Origin of the sequence: Lysinibacillus sp. FJAT-14745 (assembly GCF_001275675.1) — a bacterium.
Lineage (GTDB): Bacteria > Bacillota > Bacilli > Bacillales_A > Planococcaceae > Lysinibacillus.
The window spans coordinates 145,670-165,831 of sequence record NZ_LITM01000016.1; the positions used below are offsets into that span (position 1 = coordinate 145,670).

18 protein-coding genes, 1 other RNA gene and 1 pseudogene are annotated in these 20,162 nt (G+C 37.5%); 10 read left to right on the top strand and 10 right to left on the bottom strand.

What is annotated here, in order from left to right; translation table 11 throughout:
- Positions 1–169: 169 nt before the first annotated feature.
- The 3 genes and pseudogenes from AMS59_RS21990 to AMS59_RS24570 form a co-directional block, all read left to right on the top strand.
- A complete protein-coding gene (locus AMS59_RS21990) occupies positions 170–703 on the top strand; it encodes a DUF6241 domain-containing protein (RefSeq protein ID WP_053485834.1) in 534 nt (177 codons plus the stop codon).
- Positions 704–713: 10 nt separating this feature from the next.
- Positions 714–953, top strand: coding sequence for a hypothetical protein (locus AMS59_RS21995; protein WP_156304745.1), 240 nt, complete (start codon positions 714–716; stop codon positions 951–953).
- A gap of 216 nt (positions 954–1,169) precedes the next feature.
- Positions 1,170–1,289, top strand: a pseudogene (locus AMS59_RS24570) (hypothetical protein); the annotation flags it as partial.
- Between the two features lie 408 nt (positions 1,290–1,697).
- Here AMS59_RS24570 and AMS59_RS22000 read toward each other — a convergent pair.
- Entirely contained in the window at positions 1,698–2,312 is a 615-nt protein-coding gene (locus AMS59_RS22000; protein WP_053485836.1) for a hypothetical protein, read from the bottom strand.
- A 223-nt stretch (positions 2,313–2,535) separates the two neighbouring features.
- Between AMS59_RS22000 and AMS59_RS22005 the strand changes: the two genes are divergently transcribed.
- Together AMS59_RS22005 and AMS59_RS22010 are read left to right on the top strand one after the other, a co-directional pair.
- On the top strand, positions 2,536–3,048 hold the full coding sequence (locus tag AMS59_RS22005) for a GNAT family N-acetyltransferase (protein ID WP_053485837.1): 513 nt from the start codon (positions 2,536–2,538) through the stop codon (positions 3,046–3,048).
- A gap of 28 nt (positions 3,049–3,076) precedes the next feature.
- Complete coding sequence (locus tag AMS59_RS22010; RefSeq protein WP_053485838.1) at positions 3,077–3,493, top strand: GNAT family N-acetyltransferase; 417 nt, start codon at positions 3,077–3,079, stop codon at positions 3,491–3,493.
- 380 nt (positions 3,494–3,873) lie between these two features.
- On the opposite strand, the gene dltD is transcribed toward AMS59_RS22010, so the two are convergent.
- The 7 genes from dltD to AMS59_RS22045 form a co-directional block, all read right to left on the bottom strand.
- On the bottom strand, positions 3,874–5,049 hold the full coding sequence (gene dltD / locus AMS59_RS22015) for a D-alanyl-lipoteichoic acid biosynthesis protein DltD (protein ID WP_053485839.1): 1,176 nt from the start codon (positions 5,047–5,049) through the stop codon (positions 3,874–3,876).
- A complete protein-coding gene (dltC, locus tag AMS59_RS22020) occupies positions 5,046–5,279 on the bottom strand; it encodes a D-alanine--poly(phosphoribitol) ligase subunit 2 (protein ID WP_053485840.1) in 234 nt (77 codons plus the stop codon). Before dltC ends, dltD begins: the two co-directional genes overlap by 4 nt.
- A 73-nt stretch (positions 5,280–5,352) precedes the next feature.
- Positions 5,353–6,516 carry a D-alanyl-lipoteichoic acid biosynthesis protein DltB gene (dltB, locus tag AMS59_RS22025; RefSeq protein WP_053485841.1) on the bottom strand — a complete coding sequence of 388 codons (1,164 nt, stop codon included), beginning with the start codon at positions 6,514–6,516 and terminating at the stop codon, positions 5,353–5,355.
- Positions 6,513–7,985, bottom strand: coding sequence for a D-alanine--poly(phosphoribitol) ligase subunit DltA (dltA, locus tag AMS59_RS22030; protein WP_053485842.1), 1,473 nt, complete (start codon positions 7,983–7,985; stop codon positions 6,513–6,515). The genes dltB and dltA overlap by 4 nt, the downstream gene beginning before the upstream one ends.
- Positions 7,986–8,003: 18 nt before the next feature.
- The gene (locus AMS59_RS22035; RefSeq protein ID WP_053485843.1) at positions 8,004–8,141 is read right to left on the bottom strand and encodes a teichoic acid D-Ala incorporation-associated protein DltX; all 138 of its coding nucleotides are present in this window, start codon (positions 8,139–8,141) and stop codon (positions 8,004–8,006) included.
- A 700-nt stretch (positions 8,142–8,841) separates the two neighbouring features.
- Positions 8,842–10,482: an alkaline phosphatase gene (locus AMS59_RS22040; protein ID WP_053485844.1), complete on the bottom strand. Its 1,641-nt coding sequence runs from the start codon at positions 10,480–10,482 to the stop codon at positions 8,842–8,844.
- A 372-nt stretch (positions 10,483–10,854) separates the two neighbouring features.
- Positions 10,855–12,135 (bottom strand): transglutaminase domain-containing protein, encoded by a 1,281-nt coding sequence (locus tag AMS59_RS22045; protein ID WP_156304746.1) that lies wholly within the window; start codon positions 12,133–12,135, stop codon positions 10,855–10,857.
- A 340-nt stretch (positions 12,136–12,475) separates the two neighbouring features.
- Here AMS59_RS22045 and secG point away from each other — a divergent pair, with 340 nt between their 5' ends.
- From secG to ssrA, 5 genes are all read left to right on the top strand, one after another.
- The gene (gene secG, locus AMS59_RS22050; protein WP_053485846.1) at positions 12,476–12,703 is read left to right on the top strand and encodes a preprotein translocase subunit SecG; all 228 of its coding nucleotides are present in this window, start codon (positions 12,476–12,478) and stop codon (positions 12,701–12,703) included.
- Positions 12,704–13,196: 493 nt separating this feature from the next.
- Positions 13,197–13,943, top strand: coding sequence for a carboxylesterase (locus tag AMS59_RS22055; RefSeq protein WP_053485847.1), 747 nt, complete (start codon positions 13,197–13,199; stop codon positions 13,941–13,943).
- A gap of 36 nt (positions 13,944–13,979) precedes the next feature.
- Positions 13,980–16,514 (top strand): ribonuclease R, encoded by a 2,535-nt coding sequence (rnr, locus tag AMS59_RS22060; protein ID WP_053485848.1) that lies wholly within the window; start codon positions 13,980–13,982, stop codon positions 16,512–16,514.
- Between the two features lie 101 nt (positions 16,515–16,615).
- On the top strand, positions 16,616–17,083 hold the full coding sequence (smpB, locus tag AMS59_RS22065; protein ID WP_049669013.1) for an SsrA-binding protein SmpB: 468 nt from the start codon (positions 16,616–16,618) through the stop codon (positions 17,081–17,083).
- Positions 17,084–17,582: 499 nt separating this feature from the next.
- Positions 17,583–17,938, top strand: a transfer-messenger RNA (tmRNA) gene (gene ssrA / locus AMS59_RS24575).
- A gap of 128 nt (positions 17,939–18,066) precedes the next feature.
- On the opposite strand, the gene AMS59_RS22070 is transcribed toward ssrA, so the two are convergent.
- Together AMS59_RS22070 and AMS59_RS22075 are read right to left on the bottom strand one after the other, a co-directional pair.
- On the bottom strand, positions 18,067–19,230 hold the full coding sequence (locus AMS59_RS22070; protein ID WP_053485849.1) for a site-specific integrase: 1,164 nt from the start codon (positions 19,228–19,230) through the stop codon (positions 18,067–18,069).
- A gap of 146 nt (positions 19,231–19,376) precedes the next feature.
- The gene (locus AMS59_RS22075) at positions 19,377–19,646 is read right to left on the bottom strand and encodes a helix-turn-helix domain-containing protein (protein ID WP_234007880.1); all 270 of its coding nucleotides are present in this window, start codon (positions 19,644–19,646) and stop codon (positions 19,377–19,379) included.
- Between the last annotated feature and the right edge of the window lie 516 nt (positions 19,647–20,162).

Sequence of the window (20,162 nt, forward strand, 5' to 3'; positions counted from 1 at the left end):
TAATGCCCATCTTTTCCTCCGTTTACGTTTGGAAACAGGTCATTGATTTTGTCATCCCCGGATTTTGGTGATGAGCCCTTAATTTTAATAATCTGTTATTATTAAACTAATTACATAAAATAAACCAAATTGCATAATTACATACAAATTATAAGTGAGGTTTAATAATATGCAGAGAAAAACAAAGTCGGCAATTGTTATTATTGCAGTATTGGTCATTTTTGGAGGAATTTTTGGTTACATCAAATTCACCGAACAAATAGAAAAACCTGCTCCCGAAAAAGAAAAAGAAAGAGCAACTGTTGAAGTTGCTGGAGTACCGCTTGAAGATAAAATTGTTACAAAAGAAGAATTGCTTTATCCTGACAATTTAGTAGAAAGCAAAGTAAACGAAGTCATTCATAGCATGTCTCATCAAAAAGTGAAAGCTGCGTCACAATGGGGTCGTGAGCAAATAACACAGGCCAAAGTTGACCGATTGTTGGAAATTTCCAAAAAAAGCAATTATAAATATAAAGAACTTTACATTGAAATATTGGAGAGATGGTCAAAAGGTGATTTTTCTCATGCCGTTGACGACCATAATAAAATTTGGAAAATGCAAGGTGGCGATGACGCAACAAATTCAGGAAGAGCAACTCGTTTATTATCGCCCGAGGAAGAAGAGCAGTATATAGAACAGTTTTTCGGAAATGAAAAATAGGCGGATTTTTTTGTTTGTACGCCATTTTTCAGTTTGTTATCAAGTATGTGGATTTGAAAATCCAATAATTTTAAAATTTGATGGCGTTAAATCTATTGTACAAGTTGATTGTTGCAATGTTGAATGTGATGAAATTATTCTTAAAAAGAATTACAATCAATTAACACAAACCACAAATTTTTGTGCCCCTAAATGTGAAAAATGTAAAGGATTGAATAAATCTAATTCTGCATGGAACAGAGCCGTTTAAATAAACACCAAACACCGTTGGCTGTCCGCAAGGCGGTGTTTTTTAAACAATCGTGAAAAGAATATCTGTTATAAATTTCTCTGCTAATTGATATAATGTGAATTAACACATACATGGATTGAATTATTAAAATTCGGTGGTGTGTGAACTATGCAATATCACAACTTTATAAATTAGAGAATTGTTCAATAAATGTTATTAAATCAAGGTTCATGCTCAGGTGCTCCATCACGTACAGACCGCGTAGCTAAATACAACCAACTTCTTCGCATTGAAGATCAACTTGGTGCAACAGCTGAGTATCTTGGTTTAAAGTCATTCTATAACTTAAAATAAGCTATTACTTAGTAGCTTCACTAAAATCGCCTCAAAGGTATGCAAATACTTTTGAGGCGATTTTTTTGTAGGTGGTCGGGCGGGTAAGTGATCGGGTCCCCGCGAAAAGTGATCAGGTAGCGCGGAAAAGTGATCGGGTCCCCGCGAAAAGTGATCAGGTAGGGTAAAAAAGCGCTCGGGTCCCCGCGAAAAGTGATCAGGTAGGGCAGAAAAGCGCTCGGGTTCCCGCTAAAAGTGATCGGGTAGAGCAGAAAAATGATCAGGTAGAGCAGAAAAATGATCGGGTCCCCAAGAAAAGTGATCAGGTAGGGCAGAAAAGTACTCAGGTCCCCAAGATAACTGCTCAGGCAGGATAACCCTCCACTCTAATTCAAGTGCACCTTATATGCCCTAGAAATTAGGTTTAAATTAATTAGATCTATTATGAATTTTTAATTTTAATAAATATACAAGATGGTCATCGTCTATCATTTTTTTTACTTCATTTTCGTCCTGCAAGTCGTATGTTCGCATAGAGTCTCCTTTTGATTCTCTGTATACACCCAGTAAATAAGTTTCATTTAATTCTAATTTGACTGTTTTATCTCCAATTGCGTAATCCCATCCACTAATACCAGCAACAGATTGAATTTTGTCGATTTTTTGAGGGGTTGCTTTAACGCTTGGTCCATAAAGAAAAGCAAAAGATTCAGCATCAGTTTTTATGATTCCAAACCCAATATTGCCTTCCTCTACTTTGTTTGGACTTAGCCCATAAGATAGTGCTGTTAATGAATTAGATTCCAATTGCCCATCTTTGTAACTTTCAACCCAAAGATCAACCCAACTTTTATCGGCATTATTTAACTTGAAATGAAAGTCTAATACTGTGCCTAAATTCAAATCTTTGAAAGTACTCACGTATTTAGAATCAGTATTAATTGAAATAGTCGCTAATTCTGTATCCTTTTGATTAGAACAACCTGAAAGCAATAGCAAAAATAATGTTGATAGGATACTAAAAATAAAATACTTATTTCTCACTAAACCAATCTCACCCTTCAGGAATTTACCACCTTTGCTAAAAAGGCGATTGCTTTATAGATTATTATTCGACAAATGTTGTAAAAAGACCTGGTAATGCTTTTAGCGGAAGAAATGTACTTGTTTAAAGCTATGCAAGTGCAATGCTTAGTTCGTTATTATATATTTAATTCATTAGAAAAACATACATTACATATAAGGCTAAAAGGAGAGTGGAATGACTATGAAAATTTTTGAAACAGAACGACTTACCCTTCGCTTACAAACAACAGATGATGCGGATTTTATCCTTGCGTTAATGAATGATCCTTCATGGTTGCAGTTCATCGGTGATCGCGGTTTGAGAACAGTAGAGGATGCATGTGAATATATAGAAAATGGACCAACTCGCATGTATGAGCAATTTGGCTTTTGTCTTTATTTAGTCGAAAGAAAAGAAGATCAAGCTCCGGTTGGAATTTGCGGTTTAGTGAAAAGAGAGTCGTTAGAAGATGTGGATATTGGTTTCGCTTTTCTTCCTAAGTATTGGGGAAAAGGATACGCCTATGAAGCGGCCTCAGCGACATTGGCATATGGCATAGATACACTAGGACTAAATCGTATTGTGGCTATCACAACTCAAGATAATCACGCTTCAGCCAAGCTACTCGAAAAGATAGGCTTGAAGTTTGAAAGATTAGTACAGTTTTCCAATGATGCTGAAGAACTTAGACTTTTTTCATTTGATAATCAATAAAAATTAATATGAAAGCAAAGGTGAACATGTGAATATTAGAGAAGCGAATAAATTAGATTACCCGGAATTAAGAAAAATCTATCTTGAATCCCGTCGTGAAAATTTCCATTGGGCGGCCTTAGAAGAAATGACTTTAGACGATTTTGATAAAGATACTATAGAAGAACATATAATAGTAGCGGAAGAGGGTCATCAAATACTTGGATTTGCTTCATTATACTTGCCAGATAACTTCATTCATAATTTATTTATTCATCCTAATTTCTTAGGTAAAGGTGTAGGGGGTCACTTGCTAAATGCCGCCATTAAAAAAATGAATAAACCGTTAAGATTAAAATGTGTATCTGAAAATCAGAAAGCTTTGAAATTTTATGAGAAAAATGGTTGGAAGAAGGTAAAGGAAGAAGGGGATAAGGAAAAATATTGGGTTATGATATATGAATAACGGGTAAAGCAGGTAAACCCCTTCAAACAAGAGGGGCTTACGTTTCATAAAGTAGCGTTGTTTTCCTTTCCAGGCTACTCGCTTTCGCACAGATAAAACCCTGTTGCTGCCGCTACGCTTTCGCACAGAAAACATTTGCCGCTGCGGCTACACTTTCGCACAGAAAACATTTGCCGCTGCCGCTACACTTTCGCACAGAAAACATTTGCCGCTGCCGCTACGCTTTCGCGCAATAACCATCTGTTGGCCCAAGCGGCTCAGGTACACTAAACACTGCATTTACCCTCGAAGATAATCTCCATAAAAAAAGAGACAGTCATTAGTGATTAACACTTTAGACTGTCTCTACGTTCATTAAACGAGAACAATGCATGATGGATTTATTTCTGTGCCCAATATTTGTCTAGCTCTTGATCTAGATAGACCCAGCCCTTCCATGCAATATGAATCGTATCCATAATGAAATAAGGATCATAGTCATGGCCTGAGAAATCAACATGTGGAACACCATTATCATTTAATATCTTATTCATTTTTTCGTAATACTTTTGACGACGTTCCTCAGGATATTCAGTGTAGTCATACCAATGACCATTTACTGGAATAGTAACAAATAGTGGTTTTGCACCAGCATCTTTTAAAACATCAATTACTAGCTGTAAATCCTCATATTCAGGTGAAGTCGTATAATCATCATTTTTACGCATCCCTTTAAACTTATTAATATTCGCATTTACAAGACGCTTATAAAATTTGTTTTCAATCATTAAATCATTGGATACACGTTTCTCGCCATAGTTCTCGGCATTTTTTATTTGTTGCTCAAATGTTTGGTCCGTAACTAGTTTGTCATTGCTTTTTAAGTTACTTCCTTCTCGAGGGAAGAGCGAGTAATACAAATCTTTTTTCTCTAAAAGTGCCTTTTGGACATGGCCTGCTATCAATGCAAGTCGTCCAAGGAATGGTTTTTCCTTACCGCCAGATAATTTATATTCATAAATTGTTTTTAGTACCTCATCGCGCTGGACAGTATCGAATTCAAGAAGACGTTTCATTCCTCGATTTCGAAGATCTTCGTCAATGTCCTTATTGTATGCTAAATCATAAGCATGCAACATCGAATAGTTAGGAGAAAAATGTAATTCATTCATTCCCTTTTTCGTAAACCATTGAGGTGAAATGATGAAGACAATTTTTTTATCCTTTAAATTCTTTTCCTGTGCGGCGAAATTTAAAAAGTGTGTAATAGACTGCATTCCACCACGCCCGACCATAAATGTCGTATACGGAGCATTTGTAGCTCGAGCATAATTATAAGGATGGAAAGGGTCAAAACGATTTAATTCTGAGGAGCCATATAAAGGCATAGTATTAGGCTCCTGCAACATTCGCTCCTGGAAATACATCCCTTGGAACACTAACGGAGACATACTAGTCTTTGCCTGCTCTACATCTTCATCTGAAATCCAAGCTTTTATCCAAGAATTTGGGAAGAATATAAAGGCAGCAAAAAGAACAAAAGCAATTAATAATGATAGAAAGCCTTTCTTAATCATTGTCTTTCAGCTAATTCCGCTGCAATACGATTTGGCGTGTTCCATTCCTCACGGTTGAAATCAGTAATTGGCACTGAAATATTAAAGCGGCTTTCAATTTCCACTAGTAAATTAATTGTACCGAATGAGTCAAGAAGCCCTTCTTCAAATAAATCGATATCTGGGTTTTCTAAAATGATATCGTCCTCACATAACTCTACTAGCATTTCTAAAACTTGTTGTTTATCCATAATTATAAATCTCCTTTATTGTTTAGGCTGTGTTATTCAGAAAATCAACAATTAACATGAACAGAGCCGTTGATTAAAATAATGTTCCTGAAAAAATATAGAAACCGAAGCAAACGGCATTAAACGTAATAAATACGCCGATTGCATGAGTCCATTTATTTTTTGGCCAAATCTTACGTTTCTTATTCCAACGTTCAAATTTATCGAAGCTGATAATTAACAAGGCATGGTAGAGACCATAGACAACATAGTGCAATTCTAATCCGTGCCAAATACCCATTAAAAAGAACAGTAAAAAGAAGCCAAGATAAGAAACTGTATATTTGTTTTTAATCCATTTTTTCTTAGTCATCCAAAGCACGAAGCGCATATAAACATAATCCCTAAACCAGAAGGAAAGACTCATATGCCAACGGTTCCAAAAGTCTTTAATATTGCGACTTGTGAATGGACGGTTAAAGTTAATTGGCGTTTGAACACCCATAATGCGACTGACACCAACAGCAAAAGCACTATAACCCGCAAAATCGAAAAATAAATAAAAACTATACATATACATATACGCTATTTGCCCTTGAAAAGGTGTCAAATAGTTATACGTTTGACTTGGTAAATAAATAAGTGTGTAGTTGTATATTAAATAAGCCAAAATAAATTTATACAAAAAGCCCACAAATATATAATTGATCCCACTTAACAGCAGTTTTTGATAGTCTTGACCAGACGGCACTGTGTGCAAATCTTTATAAAAGCGTCTCCAACGATCAATAGGTCCCGAAGATACTGTCGGGAAGAACAGTAAGAAATAAGCAAGTTCAACTGCTGAAATTTTATCCTTAATTAAGCCATCACGTGTTTCTAAAATCATTTGTACCGATTTAAAGGTAATATAGGATACCCCTAAAAATCCAAATAAATGATTAAGGCCAAGCATAGGCAGAACCTTCACAAGTACAAGTGGCAAAATGGATAGCAATACAGCAATTACGAATACGGACGTGCTATTCTTCTGTAAGCGATATTTTTGGTACCCGATAATTAATAATAACTGAAATACTGTAAATAGTATAAGTGAAATTGAGCCATTAAGGGAGTTACCAAAAATAAGAGCTAACACGACAATCGAAATAAAGATATTATAGCCTTTAGCTGATTTCCCACGGAGTCCTAAAATAATGGTTGGCAGTAACAAAATACCAATGATGATGAAAAAAACTATATTTCCATAAGGCGTCATACTGTCTCCACTACCGCCAATCCTTTACGATCAACTTTACCATTTGTATTTAAAGGTAAAGTGTCAATGTATTTGAATGTTTTCGGAATCATATAGGATGGTAAATACTCCGCTAACAATGCTTTAAGCTGCTTCGTCATTTTGAAGGCAGAGTCTGTCAATGGCTCACGAAGAACAACAAACGCACTTAGTGAAATAATCTCACCATCTTTTGAAACAGGTATAACAACACAGCTAGCAACAGGTGGAAGATTGCCAATTTGCTTTTCAATTTCCTCGATTTCTAAACGATAACCGTGCAGTTTCACCTGGAAATCTTTTCGGCCAGAAAAGAATAGATAGCCATCTTTTTCATAACCAACGTCCCCAGTTTTATAAATACGCTGATCCCCTATTGTTGGGAATGCTTTAAGTGTTAAATCAGGCGCACCAAGATAACCTGCACTTACAGTTGGTCCAGAAATAATGATCTCGCCATCTTCTTGCAAGGATAGATTAGGCTCAGATAGAGGGGCGATTGGTAATTGGTCAAATTGCTCCAAAAGCTCCTTTGTTACTTCTACATAAGATACGGCAACGGTTGTTTCTGTAGGACCGTATAAATTAAAAATAGAAGCTTGTGGGAAGCGTTGCATTAATTCTTTCGATACGGATACTGGTAAAACCTCTCCGCAGAATAAAAACGTATTTAACGAAGGCATTAACGCCTGATCCCATTCTTTGTTCATTAAACACATCTTCGCAAAGGATGGTGTAGAAGTCCAAACGCGAATACCAGATGAAGCTAATGACTCAAATAACGCTTTAGGATTCGCAATTTGCTCTTGTGTAATAGCATAAAGTGTTTGCCCACTAACGAGTGCAGGATATAAATCCATCACAGATAAATCAAAGGAATAAGGCGCTTGATTTAGAAACACACCAGATTCCTGTAAAGGGAAATGTTCATGCATCCAAGCAACAAAGTGTGCTAAATTATCGGCTGTAATTTGAACACCTTTTGGCTTACCAGTAGAACCAGATGTGTAAATAATATAATAAATTTCTTGATCCTTAACCCATGTTGCAGGCTCTGTCGAAATGCTAGTAGCTTGAGCCACTAAATCACTTACTTCCACTACAGGCACTGCTTGATTTGAGCTTAATGCCTCAGTTTTTAGGAGCAAACAAGCCTGAGATGCTTCTATTATAATTTGTAACCTTTCGGATGGTGTAGAAGAGTCAACCGGTACATATGGATGACCTGCCTTTACAGCACCTAAAAAGGCAACGATTTGTAAAGGGGACATATGCCCGTAGACGACGATAGGTTGTTGTCTTTTTAAATCAAGTGCCATTAAATATTGTGCTACACAATCAGAAAGATGCCAAAGCTCACTATACGTTAAGGAATCATTGTTGGTTTGATATGCAGTGCGATCTGGATGCTGCTGTGCCACTTTTTGAATAGCCTCTAAAATACTTAACATAATTTATATCTCCTTTTCTTAAAATTCCGTATATATAAATGGTCCTGCGTTCATATCATGGAAGCCATGAATAAGAAACAAGAGCGTTAAAATGATGAAATAAAATAACGTAAAGCCTATAAAACGTAAAAGCTCATTATTTTTAATGGATTGCATATGTCCACCTCCAATTAAAAATGAAAAAAGATTATAACTTTGTAAATATACTAAATAAATAGACATTTTTTCAAGTTATTTCTAAAATAATCTTTCTTAATTAAATTTTTAACACTGTTTTGACGGATTGTAGATAAAAATGTTGCCCAATTTCTATTTATTCATAAAATCATAAGATTATTTTAAGGTAAAATTAAGGTTTTTGAAAAAGTGACTAAAATGCAGGGAAAAAATGATTTTTAAAAACGCTTTGTTCCACCTCAACTTGAAATTTTACTAAACTTATAATCATATTTTTATTATCGCTGTTTTTTCGCTTCATGTGTACTTAAGAAATTCTTAAATTTCGTTATGACATCGAAACAAGTATGCAGCTAACCATTTTTTTACGTACATTAAGCATAATAAATGAAAGTAAATTCAAAGTAAATACTGTGGAAAATATTGGTATAAAATATAATAGGATGCAAAGGGGAATAGCCAAAATGGAAGCGATATTAAGCAGATGATGAAATTGGTAATCCTTATTGAGGACTGTGCAAAGACAGATTGAGCAAGTAGATAGGTGCCATCATAAAGTTAAACATCTATGATAGCACTCATCCTGCTTTAACAGGCAGTAATTTATCTGTACCGAAAGCGAAGTATCAAGTACAAGACGCCTCATTCAAAAGATAGGGATAACTGCCCGTAAAAGCCCTTATTTGAGCACATTTAAAACTTTTTTAGAAACGTAAAATTCAGTCCCATTGTAAACATTGATTGTGTCAAACGTATGCGTTTTTGCTGTCTTGTCTTGTTCGTATATTAAAATGTTCTTATTAACTGGGAGTGTAATGGTTACATCCTTTTTTTGTGCAATAAATTTAGGGTTTTCTTTATCAGTTAAGTCCATTTTAGATGTGTAGCCTTTTTCAGTGAAAGCCTTTGTTGCTGGTATATATAAATCATCTGTAAGCTTCTTTAAATCAAAGCCCATAAACTTTGCCATCGCATGTGCTAAATCCGTGTTTTCTACAAGGCCTGTAATTTTAGATGGTCCGAATGAATATAAAAACACATCATCACCAGTATGCCCACCGGTTGTAAAGCCAATATTAGCGCGGTTGGCAAGCATTTTTACCATTTCTTCTCCAGGGTCATTAGCTAATTGTAATGTTGCAAGCTCGTCCGCAGATAAATCATCTAATCCATAAAGTGCAGCGACTTCAACAATATTTGAATGATCTTCTTTTAATTGGCTTAGTGCACCTTCAATTGTCATTTTAGCTTTCTTTAGAGGATCGATATAGGCAGATACAGGCGTGTTGGGATAAGTACTCGTCGTGTTGGCGTTCCCCATTGAAATACCACTATTGCCATGGTCTGTAACAGCAATGACCATAGTATTGCCATCTTTTTTAGCAAAATCAACAGCTTCCTTAACTGCAGCATCAAACGATAAAATATCGCTAATCATGCCAATTGTGTCATTGGCATGAGCCGCCCAGTCCACTTTACTACCTTCTATAAATAGGAAGAAGCCGTGCTCATTCTTGTTAAGGGTACCAATGGCTTTACTTGTCATCTCAGCAAGAGTAGGCTCGGATGCTCTTGTTGTGGCACGATCTAAATCATAGGCAAGGGCACCTGGAGCAAAACTTCCCCAAATTTTTGACGCGTTACTTTTAAAAAGCTCATCTCGCGTTTTCACGATATCATAATTTGCTTCCTTAAGGACATCCACTAAATTTTCGCCATCTTTACGAGCATTTTTAGTTGTGCCGGGTGCCAGAGACTCCAAGCCACCGCCTAACACGACATCAATGTTTTGATAAACTTGCTGCTCAGCGATGTCATCATATTGGCTTCTATGTTTCACATGCGCAGAAAAGCCAGCGGGTGTCGCATGCTGAATTTCCGAAGTAGCAATCAATCCAGTCGCCTTGCCCAGTTGTTTTGCCCCTTCTAAAACATTGGCTACAGGCCTATAAGCGTCCTCTTTGGCAATTTGCTCTAGCCCTGGTGAATTAATAACGGATGGTAGCACGCCCACAAATTTATTATTTGATTTATGCCCAGTTGCTAACGCAGTAGCGGCAGGAGCTGAATCAGTAATGGCTGAATCGGCAGAGTATGTACGCACTGCCCCTGATAAAATTTCATCCATCGCCAAGCTTTGACCTTTGTACCAACGGGAAAGTGTAACGGCATTATTACTACTACCATCCATCACGAGCATAATCACATTTGTTGGCTTCTTTACTTGAGCTGCTTGTACTTGCGGTTGAGCGCTACTAATCGACGATAAAGCAATCGCACTTGCTAACAACAATGAACTCCATTTTTTTGAGTGTTTCATGATTTTTCTCCTTTGGGTGTATTCACAAGTAAGCGTAAAGGAAGGATGAATTAATTGTTACAGGGGATTGATAAGTCCTATGACCAAAGCGCATGGTTGATTTCCGTTCCGACTGGGCGCTTTGTCGCTGCCGCTTCGCTTTCGCACAGATAAAACATTTGTTGCTGACGCTTCGCTTTCGCACAGAGCAGAGCTTCCTGGGGGCGTCCGATGAGCTGCTTTGGCCGAAAGGATGTTGGTCACGAAGGCGTTATCACAGGACGTCCCCAAGGAGTCACCCAGTCTTCACTCCAATCAACTTTATATGCTTTTGGAAAAACTAAAGACTGAGTGTGAAAATAGAATCTGACTTACTATTGATGGAAGCGTTGGTTATAAATTTTGTGAATGCTTTTTACCGTCAATGGTTTCATATAATAAAACCCCTTTATCATTAATGAACAAGTTTTGAACCTCTGCCTCTAATAACACTTTTTCTGAGCCATCTTTTATAAATATTTTTGTTAAAAAGCCGGCATTATCATAATCACTACAATAAATCGCATCGTCAGAAGCCGCTAAGTAGTAGCAGGATGTTTCTGTAAGTTGTTTATTTTGTTTTGTTGCTAAATTATAGGCGTATACCATGCTATCGGCCATGTTATTATAATAAATAACGTTGCCAACAGTATCTGCGTACCACATATCATGCATAAAATCGTAGGCATTGCTTGTAGCAGCAAAATAGTTTTCATTTGCCCATATATGATCTTCACTTAGTTTCTCGTCATTCACTAAAAAATATGCGTAGGCAATAGCATAAGGTTCATCAGGATTGACATCATTCCAAGTCGTATCAACATGGTACCATTCACCATTAACACTAACTAAATTCCATGCGTGAAGCTGATTATCGCTATAGCCGTATACATATTTAGCATCAAGATCAGCCGCCAAAAATAAACGATAGGCTAATAGTGCATAAGCTTGACAAACACCAGTTTTTTTACTGATTAATTCATAAACGGATTGTCCTTCTGACGCATCTTCATCAGAATAAGTGGCTAGTTGTACGACAAAGTCATTAACGGCTTTAGCACGATGAAAATCATCCATGTCCTTTGTAATAAACTTATTAGCAAATTCCTGAACATAAGTATCAACTTTCTTTTCCTTCTTAGCATCAGTTAAATATGTAAAATCAAATTCTACCTCGTAACCATTATCTACTTCCCAGGCTTCCCAGTTGTAATTTTCGACGTATCCTGCTGTATAAGGATTAACGAAATTAATGATGTTATAAATATCATTTAGTTGTACTTCAAATGCATCCCAATCTAATTTTCCTTTATAAACTATTGTAAAGTTTGTATCAAATTTTGTTATATGCTTCTCAACTTTTTTTGAAAATTGAAGCAAAGCAGGATCTTCCTTAAATAATGTCGTTGAAAAAAGGTCTTCCGTAGCAAACTCAGCTGATTGAGCTTTACTAGTAGGTAGCTTGACATCCATAGAAGTTTCTTCTCCTGATTCAGGTTCCTCTTGTAATTCAGGCTCCTCTTGTAATTCAGGCTCCTCTTGTACTAATGCTTCGACGACCTTGATAGCAGCTGAGCAAGCGCTAAGCATGCTTAAAATAATAAGCAAAAAAATCAGCAATATACTCTTTTTCATAATTCCTCCTATATATAATTACAGTTTTGGCACATCACTAAAACGTGGGGTTGATTTCCATGCTGTCCTGAGGGCGTCCGATGAGCCGCTAATCCCCTAGGAGTCGCACAACCTCCACGCCAATCAACTTATATGAATGGTCGATGTTTTAAAATCTTAGTGACGACTATGTTTTTAACTATTATAGGATAATATGGTAGCAAAGTGGTATACTGAATTGTTAGAAAAACTAACCGATAGAGGGAGAATGAGGGCATTTATTAATCTCAGTTTGTCAAGAGAACCTTTTTTTGTTATAATATGATATGTTGTGATGTTCGAAGTTCGGGAGGTGCAGTGAATGCATACAGTAGTATTAGTTTCATTAATTATCGTATCAGTAGCGTTGATCGTTGTAGTATTACTTCAATCTAGTAAAAGTGCAGGCTTGTCAGGTGCCATCTCGGGTGGAGCTGAACAACTATTTGGAAAGCAGAAAGCACGTGGTATGGATTTAATCCTTCACCGTGCAACAATTGTGTTAGCAATATTATTCTTTATTTTAGCACTCGCTATTACAAAAATCTAATAGTTGAAGATATATCGCCTAACCTTTATTGGTTGGGCGTTTTCTTTTATGGCTCTAACTATTTGAGCGTCGATACATAGTTAGTTCAGCAGGTGAATACCCGCGGAAGCGAGGCGAATACCCGCGCGGAGCAGGGAAATACCCGCGGAAGCGAAGTGAATACCCGCGGAAGCAAGGTGAATACCCGCGCGAAGCAGTGAAATACCCGCGGAAGTGAAGTGAATGCCCGCGGAAGCAAAGCGAATACCTCGCGGAGCAGTGAAATACCCGCGAATCGCAAAATGGCGGATGGAAAAGTTAAAGTGATGGATAGAATCTTCAAAGTCGTGGATAGAATCCTCAAAATGCCAGAAAGACCATCAAAATGCTGAAAAAACCATCAAATTAACCGATAAAACCTCATAAAAATGAGTAATAATCGCCAAAGCTTTTGAGGAAGCTTTAGTATGGCTATAATGGTTATAGTATGTATTTGGATGAAGGAGAGCTCGCAATGAAAAAATCGTTATCACAGCCTTTTTTCTTTCAAGCAGGACCAAGAGCAGTTTTATTGTTGCATGGGTTTACGGGAAGCTCGGCGGATGTGCGAATGCTTGGTAGATATTTAGAGAAAAAAGGGTATACTACATTAGCACCTCATTATAAAGGTCACGGTGTGGAACCGGAGGAACTTATTACAACAGGTCCTGTTGATTGGTGGCAGGATGTCGTTTCCGCGTACAAACAGCTGCAGGATGCGGGTTATGAGGAAATTGCTGTTGCTGGCTTGTCATTGGGTGGTGTGATGGCTTTGAACGTTGCGCTGAATAACCCAGTTAAAGGTATAGTGACAATGTGCGCTCCAATGACGATGCGTACTACAGATGTTATGTTTCAAGGTGTATTAAAATATGCGAGGGACTATAAAAAGTTCCAAGGCAAAGATGAGGAGCAAATCGAAGCGGAGGTTGCGTTAATTGCTGAAAAGGGCATGCCATCTCTCCAAGAGTTGCGGGAATTTATTGCTCGGACACGTCAGGAAATTGACATGATTTATGCACCAATTTTTGTCGTACAAGCGACAAATGATGAGGTAATTGAGACAGAATCTGCCAACATTATATATAATCAAACTGAGTCACTTGAAAAACAGATCAAGTGGTATGAAAACTCAAAGCATGTTATTACGTTAGATCAAGAAAAAGATCAGTTACATGAAGATATTTATCGCTTTTTAGAAAGCCTAAATTGGGCACAATAAAAACATATTAGGATTTTCTCATGAAGGAGGGAAATTATGAAAGAACAAAAAGATTCACTACAAAGTCGTTTACTTGATTTTTTCGGTGAAGAAGAATATAAACCATTAACCGTTGGCGAAATCGAGGATGTATTTGGCTTTGAAGATGCTGACGAATTTAAAGAATTAGTGAAAACGTTAGTACGTATGGAGGGGCAAGGCTTAGTTGTGCGTTCTCGCTCCAATCGTTACGGCCTGCCAGAGCGCATGAATTTACTTCGAGGTAAATTTATCGGACATGCGAAAGGCTTTGGCTTTGTGGCACCTGATATTGAGGGGATGGATGATGTTTTCATTCCACCGCATGAAATAAATGGTGCGATTAACGGCGATATCGTTTTGATACGTGTTTTAAAGGAATCATTCGGTGATCGTCGTGAAGGAACAGTGACAAAGGTAGTAGAACGTGGACAAACGAGTTTTGTTGGAACGTTCCAAGCAAATCGAGGCTTTGGCTTTGTTGTTTTAGATGACAAAAAACTACCGATGGACATTTTTATTGCTAAGGGAGATACGCTAGGGGCAGTCGATGGACACAAGGTTGTCGTTGAGGTAGCTACTTGGCCAGAGGATTTAAAATCAGCAACAGGCTATATCACAAAAATTTTAGGGCACAAAAATGACCCAGGTGTGGATATTCTTTCTATTTTATATAAGCACGACATTCCACCTGAATTCCCAGAAGAAGTAGTTGCTGCTGCGCAACGAGTGCCGGATGAAATTACAGAGGCAGATTTAGAAGGTCGCCGTGATTTACGCCACGAAACGATTGTGACAATCGATGGAGCTGATGCGAAGGACTTGGATGATGCTGTAACCGTAACGAAAAACGTAGACGGTACTTATAAACTAGGCGTACATATTGCAGACGTTAGTTATTATGTAACTCAAGGCTCTGTAATCGATATTGAAGCCTATGATCGTGCGACGAGTGTATATTTAACAGACCGCGTTATTCCAATGATTCCACATCGACTTTCGAATGGTATCTGTTCATTAAATCCACAGGTTGACCGTCTAGTACTATCTTGTGAAATGATTATTGATGGAAATGGTAATGTGATTTCACATGAAATTTTCCAAAGTGTCATTAAAACAACTGAGCGTATGACATATAGAGACGTTTACAAAATTTTAGAGGAGCAGGACGCAGAGTTAATTGCCCGCTATGAGCCACTAGTACCAATGTTTAAACATATGGCTGAGCTGTCTAACATTTTACGTACTAAACGTGAAATGCGTGGTGCTATTGACTTTGACTTTAAAGAATCTAAAGTGATCGTGGACGAAGATGGTTGGCCAGTAGATATTGAATTACGTGAACGTACAGTAGCGGAGAAATTAATTGAAGATTTCATGCTAGCTGCCAATGAAACAGTAGCAGAACACTTCCATTGGATGAATGTACCGTTCCTTTACCGTATTCACGAAGATCCAAAGCCAGAAAAGCTGCAACGCTTCTTTGAATTTGTCACGAATTTCGGTATTTTAATTAAAGGTACAGGAAACACAGTGCACCCTAAAGCGCTACAGGATGTATTAAAGGCCATTGAAGGTATGCCAGAGGAGCCTGTTATTTCAACGATGCTTCTACGCTCCATGCAGCAGGCAAAATATTACCCTGAAAGCTTAGGTCACTTTGGTTTATCAACTGATTTCTATACACACTTTACGTCACCAATTCGACGTTATCCGGACTTAATCGTCCATCGTTTAATTCGCACGTATTTACTAAATAAAGATACATCGAAAGAAACGATTGCACAGTGGAGTATGGCGATGGATGAAATTGCTGATCATACTTCAGAACGTGAACGCCGTGCTGTCGATGCAGAGCGCGATACAGACGCGCTGAAAAAAGCACAATATATGTCCGATAAAATTGGTGAAGAGTTTGAAGGGATCGTTTCATCCATTACAAACTTCGGGATTTTCGTGGAGCTGCCAAACACGATTGAAGGACTTGTCCATATTAGCAATATGACAGATGACTACTATCGCTTTGATGACCGTCAAATGATGATGATCGGTGAACGTACAAATCGTCAATTCCGTATCGGCGATGAAGTAACGGTACGTGTAGCAAATGTTATTATTGAGGAGTCATCGATTGACTTTGAAATCGTCGGAATGGTAACGTCTTATGGACGAACACGAAAAGCAGCACCTACTGTTATTCACGCGCGCAAAAATTATAGCGACAACAAAGGTGGTCGTAATGGCCGCAGTGGTGGTCGCAACGAAGAACGAGGCGGACGTGGTAGTCGCGGTGGTCGCAACGAAGAAGAACGAGGCGGACGTGGCAGTCGCGGTGGCCGCAACGAAGAAGAACGAGGCGGACGTGGCAGTCGTAGAGGTCGCGATGAAGAAGGACGAGGCGGACAAGGAGAACGACGTGAAAACGACCGTGATCCACGAGGACGCCGCAAAGATGGCTCAAGCCCAGGCCCTAAAAAAGGCGTGAAGCAAAAGCAAAAGTTCTACGAGGGCGTCGCTAAGAAAAACAAAAAGAAAAAATCAAAACGTAAATAAAAGAAAGGCGAAAGCACCAATGATTACTTTACTGGTGCTTTCGCTTAATCAATAATAAAGCAGGTTGACCCTGCTATCCTTTAAGTAGAGGGTGAATTTATATGGCAAAAGGTACTGGGAAAGTATTAGCACAAAACAAAAAAGCCGGGCACGACTACTTCATTGAAGAGACAATTGAAGCGGGCATGGTGCTTACAGGCACAGAAATTAAATCCATCCGTGCAGGAAGGGTTCAACTAAAGGAATCCTATGTACAAATCCGCAGCGGTGAAGCATGGATCAACAATATGCATGTCAGCTCATTCGAACAAGGCAACCGCTTCAACCACGACCCACTACGCGCACGTAAGCTACTGCTTCATAAAAAGCAAATCGGCGAGCTAGTCGGTGCCGTAAAACGTGACGGCTACACAATCGTTCCATTAAAAATGTACATCAAAGACGGCTACGCCAAGCTCTTAATCGGCGTCGGCAAAGGGAAAAAGGATTACGACAAACGCAACGACATGCGTAAAAAAGAAGCAAAACGCGACATGGAACGCGCTTTCAAAGCAAAAAATCAAGATTAATAGATTGTTAGAAAGCTCACTATTTCTGGATGGTGAGCTTTTTAAAATCTCAGGGAGAGTTCTAATAGATGGCGATTTTAAAATATAATAAAGAACTTACCGCATATAGGAGCAATCAGTATTCTAATAATAGGAAGAAAATTTATGTTTATGAACATAGAGCACATTTATTTTGCCGAGGAACGTAGTATGCTAGTGAAAGATAAAAGTTAGTATGCAAAGCGACCTGCACAATCACTCCAAAGTTAAAAGACATTGCAAATCATGCTACAGCAAGATAAATAACCCTATTAGAAAGCTATTATGAAATAAGAAAATCATTGTGAGCTAGCCAATTTTTTCTATCATAGCAGGACACTTGAACTATAGCTAATTTTGTTTTATAATATGTATTACTGAATGCCAGATTACATGGAAGCGTACTTTTAGCTCCCACCGTACTAGAAGAAATTCTAGCTCCTTTACTTGAACGAAGCTACATGCTTCGATTCATATTCAAGGGGACGTTACGGATTCGACAGGGATGGTTCAAGCTTTGGTCGCGCGTCGGAGGTCTCGGCTCCGTCATCAACGGAAGTTATATAATAACTGGCAAACAACAAAACTTAGCTTTCGCAGCGTAAGCTCTTAAGCGCTCTGCCTCTCTATCGCCCATGTAGAGAACGTAGGGCCCAACTTTAGTGGGATACGGTCGGTGGTGCCATCTGAGTCACCGGCAAGAGATTTCCAGATTAGCGTACAGGACGCCTGTTTGTCGGCATAATGTTACGTGAATTGTAAATAGGCAAACTACACGCGTAGAAGCTGAAGTATTGGAGTTTCTGGACGCGGGTTCGACTCCCGCCGTCTCCATAATACGATTTCATTGAGTTTCAATGAACATCAAAACCCTTGTATATCAAGGGTTTTTTATTTTTCACTGTTTCATTGAGTTTCAATGGGATTCAATCAACCATAGTCAAAACCATGGTCAATAATTCCCTTTACATATTCATATAATTGGCTAATTTATTTATTGCTCCGTCTTTAGCTTGTTGAGAAACATGAGCATAGATGTTCATCGTTGTTTTGATATCTTTGTGTCCCAGTCGGTCTTGGACTTCTTTAAGACCAACGCCTGCTTCTAATAATAGAGAGCAATGTGTATGGCGAAATCCATGCGTTGTAATTTTAGGAAGCTTATATTTATTTAATACGTGCTCAAGCCATTTACGTGTTTTAGTAGGCTGTATAAATTTGTTTTGGTCATTGCTGAACACGAGTTGTTTTGGCTGCAATGTGTTAAACCCTAAAATGAGATAGTCTTGTTGTTGCTGCTTTTTCCAATTTTTTAAAGTATCCATTGTTTTTTGGTCCATTTTTATTGTACGAGGAAAACGTGTCTTCGTGACTTTTTCATATATCCTATTATTTTTGCCTTTGGAAAGTGCTTTATTAATGCGAATCTCATTCTTTAAAAAATCCACATCGTTCCAAGTTAATGCAAATGCTTCACCTTTACGCATGCCGCTGTAAGCAAGGAGTTGAAACAGAGTATATGCTTTAAAATTTGTTTCTTGACCCATGTACTTTAAAAATGTATTCAGTTGCTCTTTAGTGTAGAAATTTTCAAGTGCATTTGCATCATAAAGATGAGTGTTTTTTAGATTTTTTGGCATTTCTATTAGAGCGAAGGGATTCGCTTGTAAATAGCCACGTTTGATTGCAAAATCAAGCACTTTTGCAGCATATGACTTCACCATACGGAAATTTTTCAGCTTTGTAGCCCATTCATCAACATGACGTTGACATACGTCCACATTCATCTTATCAATTTTATAATTCCCAAGTGCCGGTAAGATATGATTGCGGAAAATACCAGTAGTTTTAACGAAGGTACTTTCTTCAACGCGTTTCTCATATTGTATTATCCACAAATCGTATACATCTTGATAAGTTTCAGCTTGCTGCTTTCTGAATGAACCTTTACTAATTTCAAGTTTGATACGAGCTAATGTAAGGTCAGCTTCTTTTTTTGTTTTGAACCCACGACGAGTTGTATATTGCTCTTTGCCAGTTAGAGGGTCGACTCCAACATAAAGTTTGAACATGTAACACTTTTCGCCATTTTTTTTTGTATATGGTTTAATAATGCTAGTTTTTTTCATTGATTATTTCCTCCTCGTTATCCATACGGAGGCAAGATAAAGAGGGTGTTAGTCTGCTACGCTTTATAGCATTGTCTTTATCATACAAGATAAAGTTGCTGACAATCTACTCCGAAATATCTTTGCCTCATTTTTTGTTTTATAAATTAAAAACTATGTTCACTGAAAAACATGTCAATTTCTGATTTTGAAATACGTTTTACCCCTTCAATCTCGCAAACCCTTAACCCCATTTCTCGGTACTTCATAAGAGTGTTATAAGAAACGCCTGCATAAGCGGCTCCTTCTTTTAAGCTCATCCATTCTTTATTTTGGTTTTGTTGCTGCATGTCTTGAACCGCATTTCTTAATGTTTTTAATATAATAGTTTGCAATTCTTTTTCTAATACAGCAGGCATGTCTAGTTGTAATGTCATTGAAATCTTCTCCCTTAAACTTTGATTACATTTGTTTTTTCATCCTAGTCGGATAAATTTAACATCATAATACAATAAATTTTAGAGCCGAAAATCAAAAACCTGTCGTACACCTTTAAGTTTTATTTTTAAGTGTTTTGATGTTGTTGATAAAATGAATTTCTGATTGTTTTATGTGTATAGATTTATAGAAAAGTAAAAATTTTTGTAAATATTAAAATGAATATAGCTTATTTAATATCAATGTCTTAAGGAATTAACTTTTAAAAAATTTATAGATTTAAAGTTAAATATTGGAACATAATTAATCTTCCTTGGTATTATTACGATAGGGAGATTTTTGATTTGGATTAATTGATTATTAGGATATTGTTTTATAAATCAGGGGAGAAGAAAAATGGCTAAACTACCTATTAAACCAGTTGTTAAAGTAGTAAAAGTGATACTATGTCAAGAAAATGGACAGGGAAAACTGAGATTTTGCTTTAAATCTAAGCGCGCTATCGCTTGCTCGCC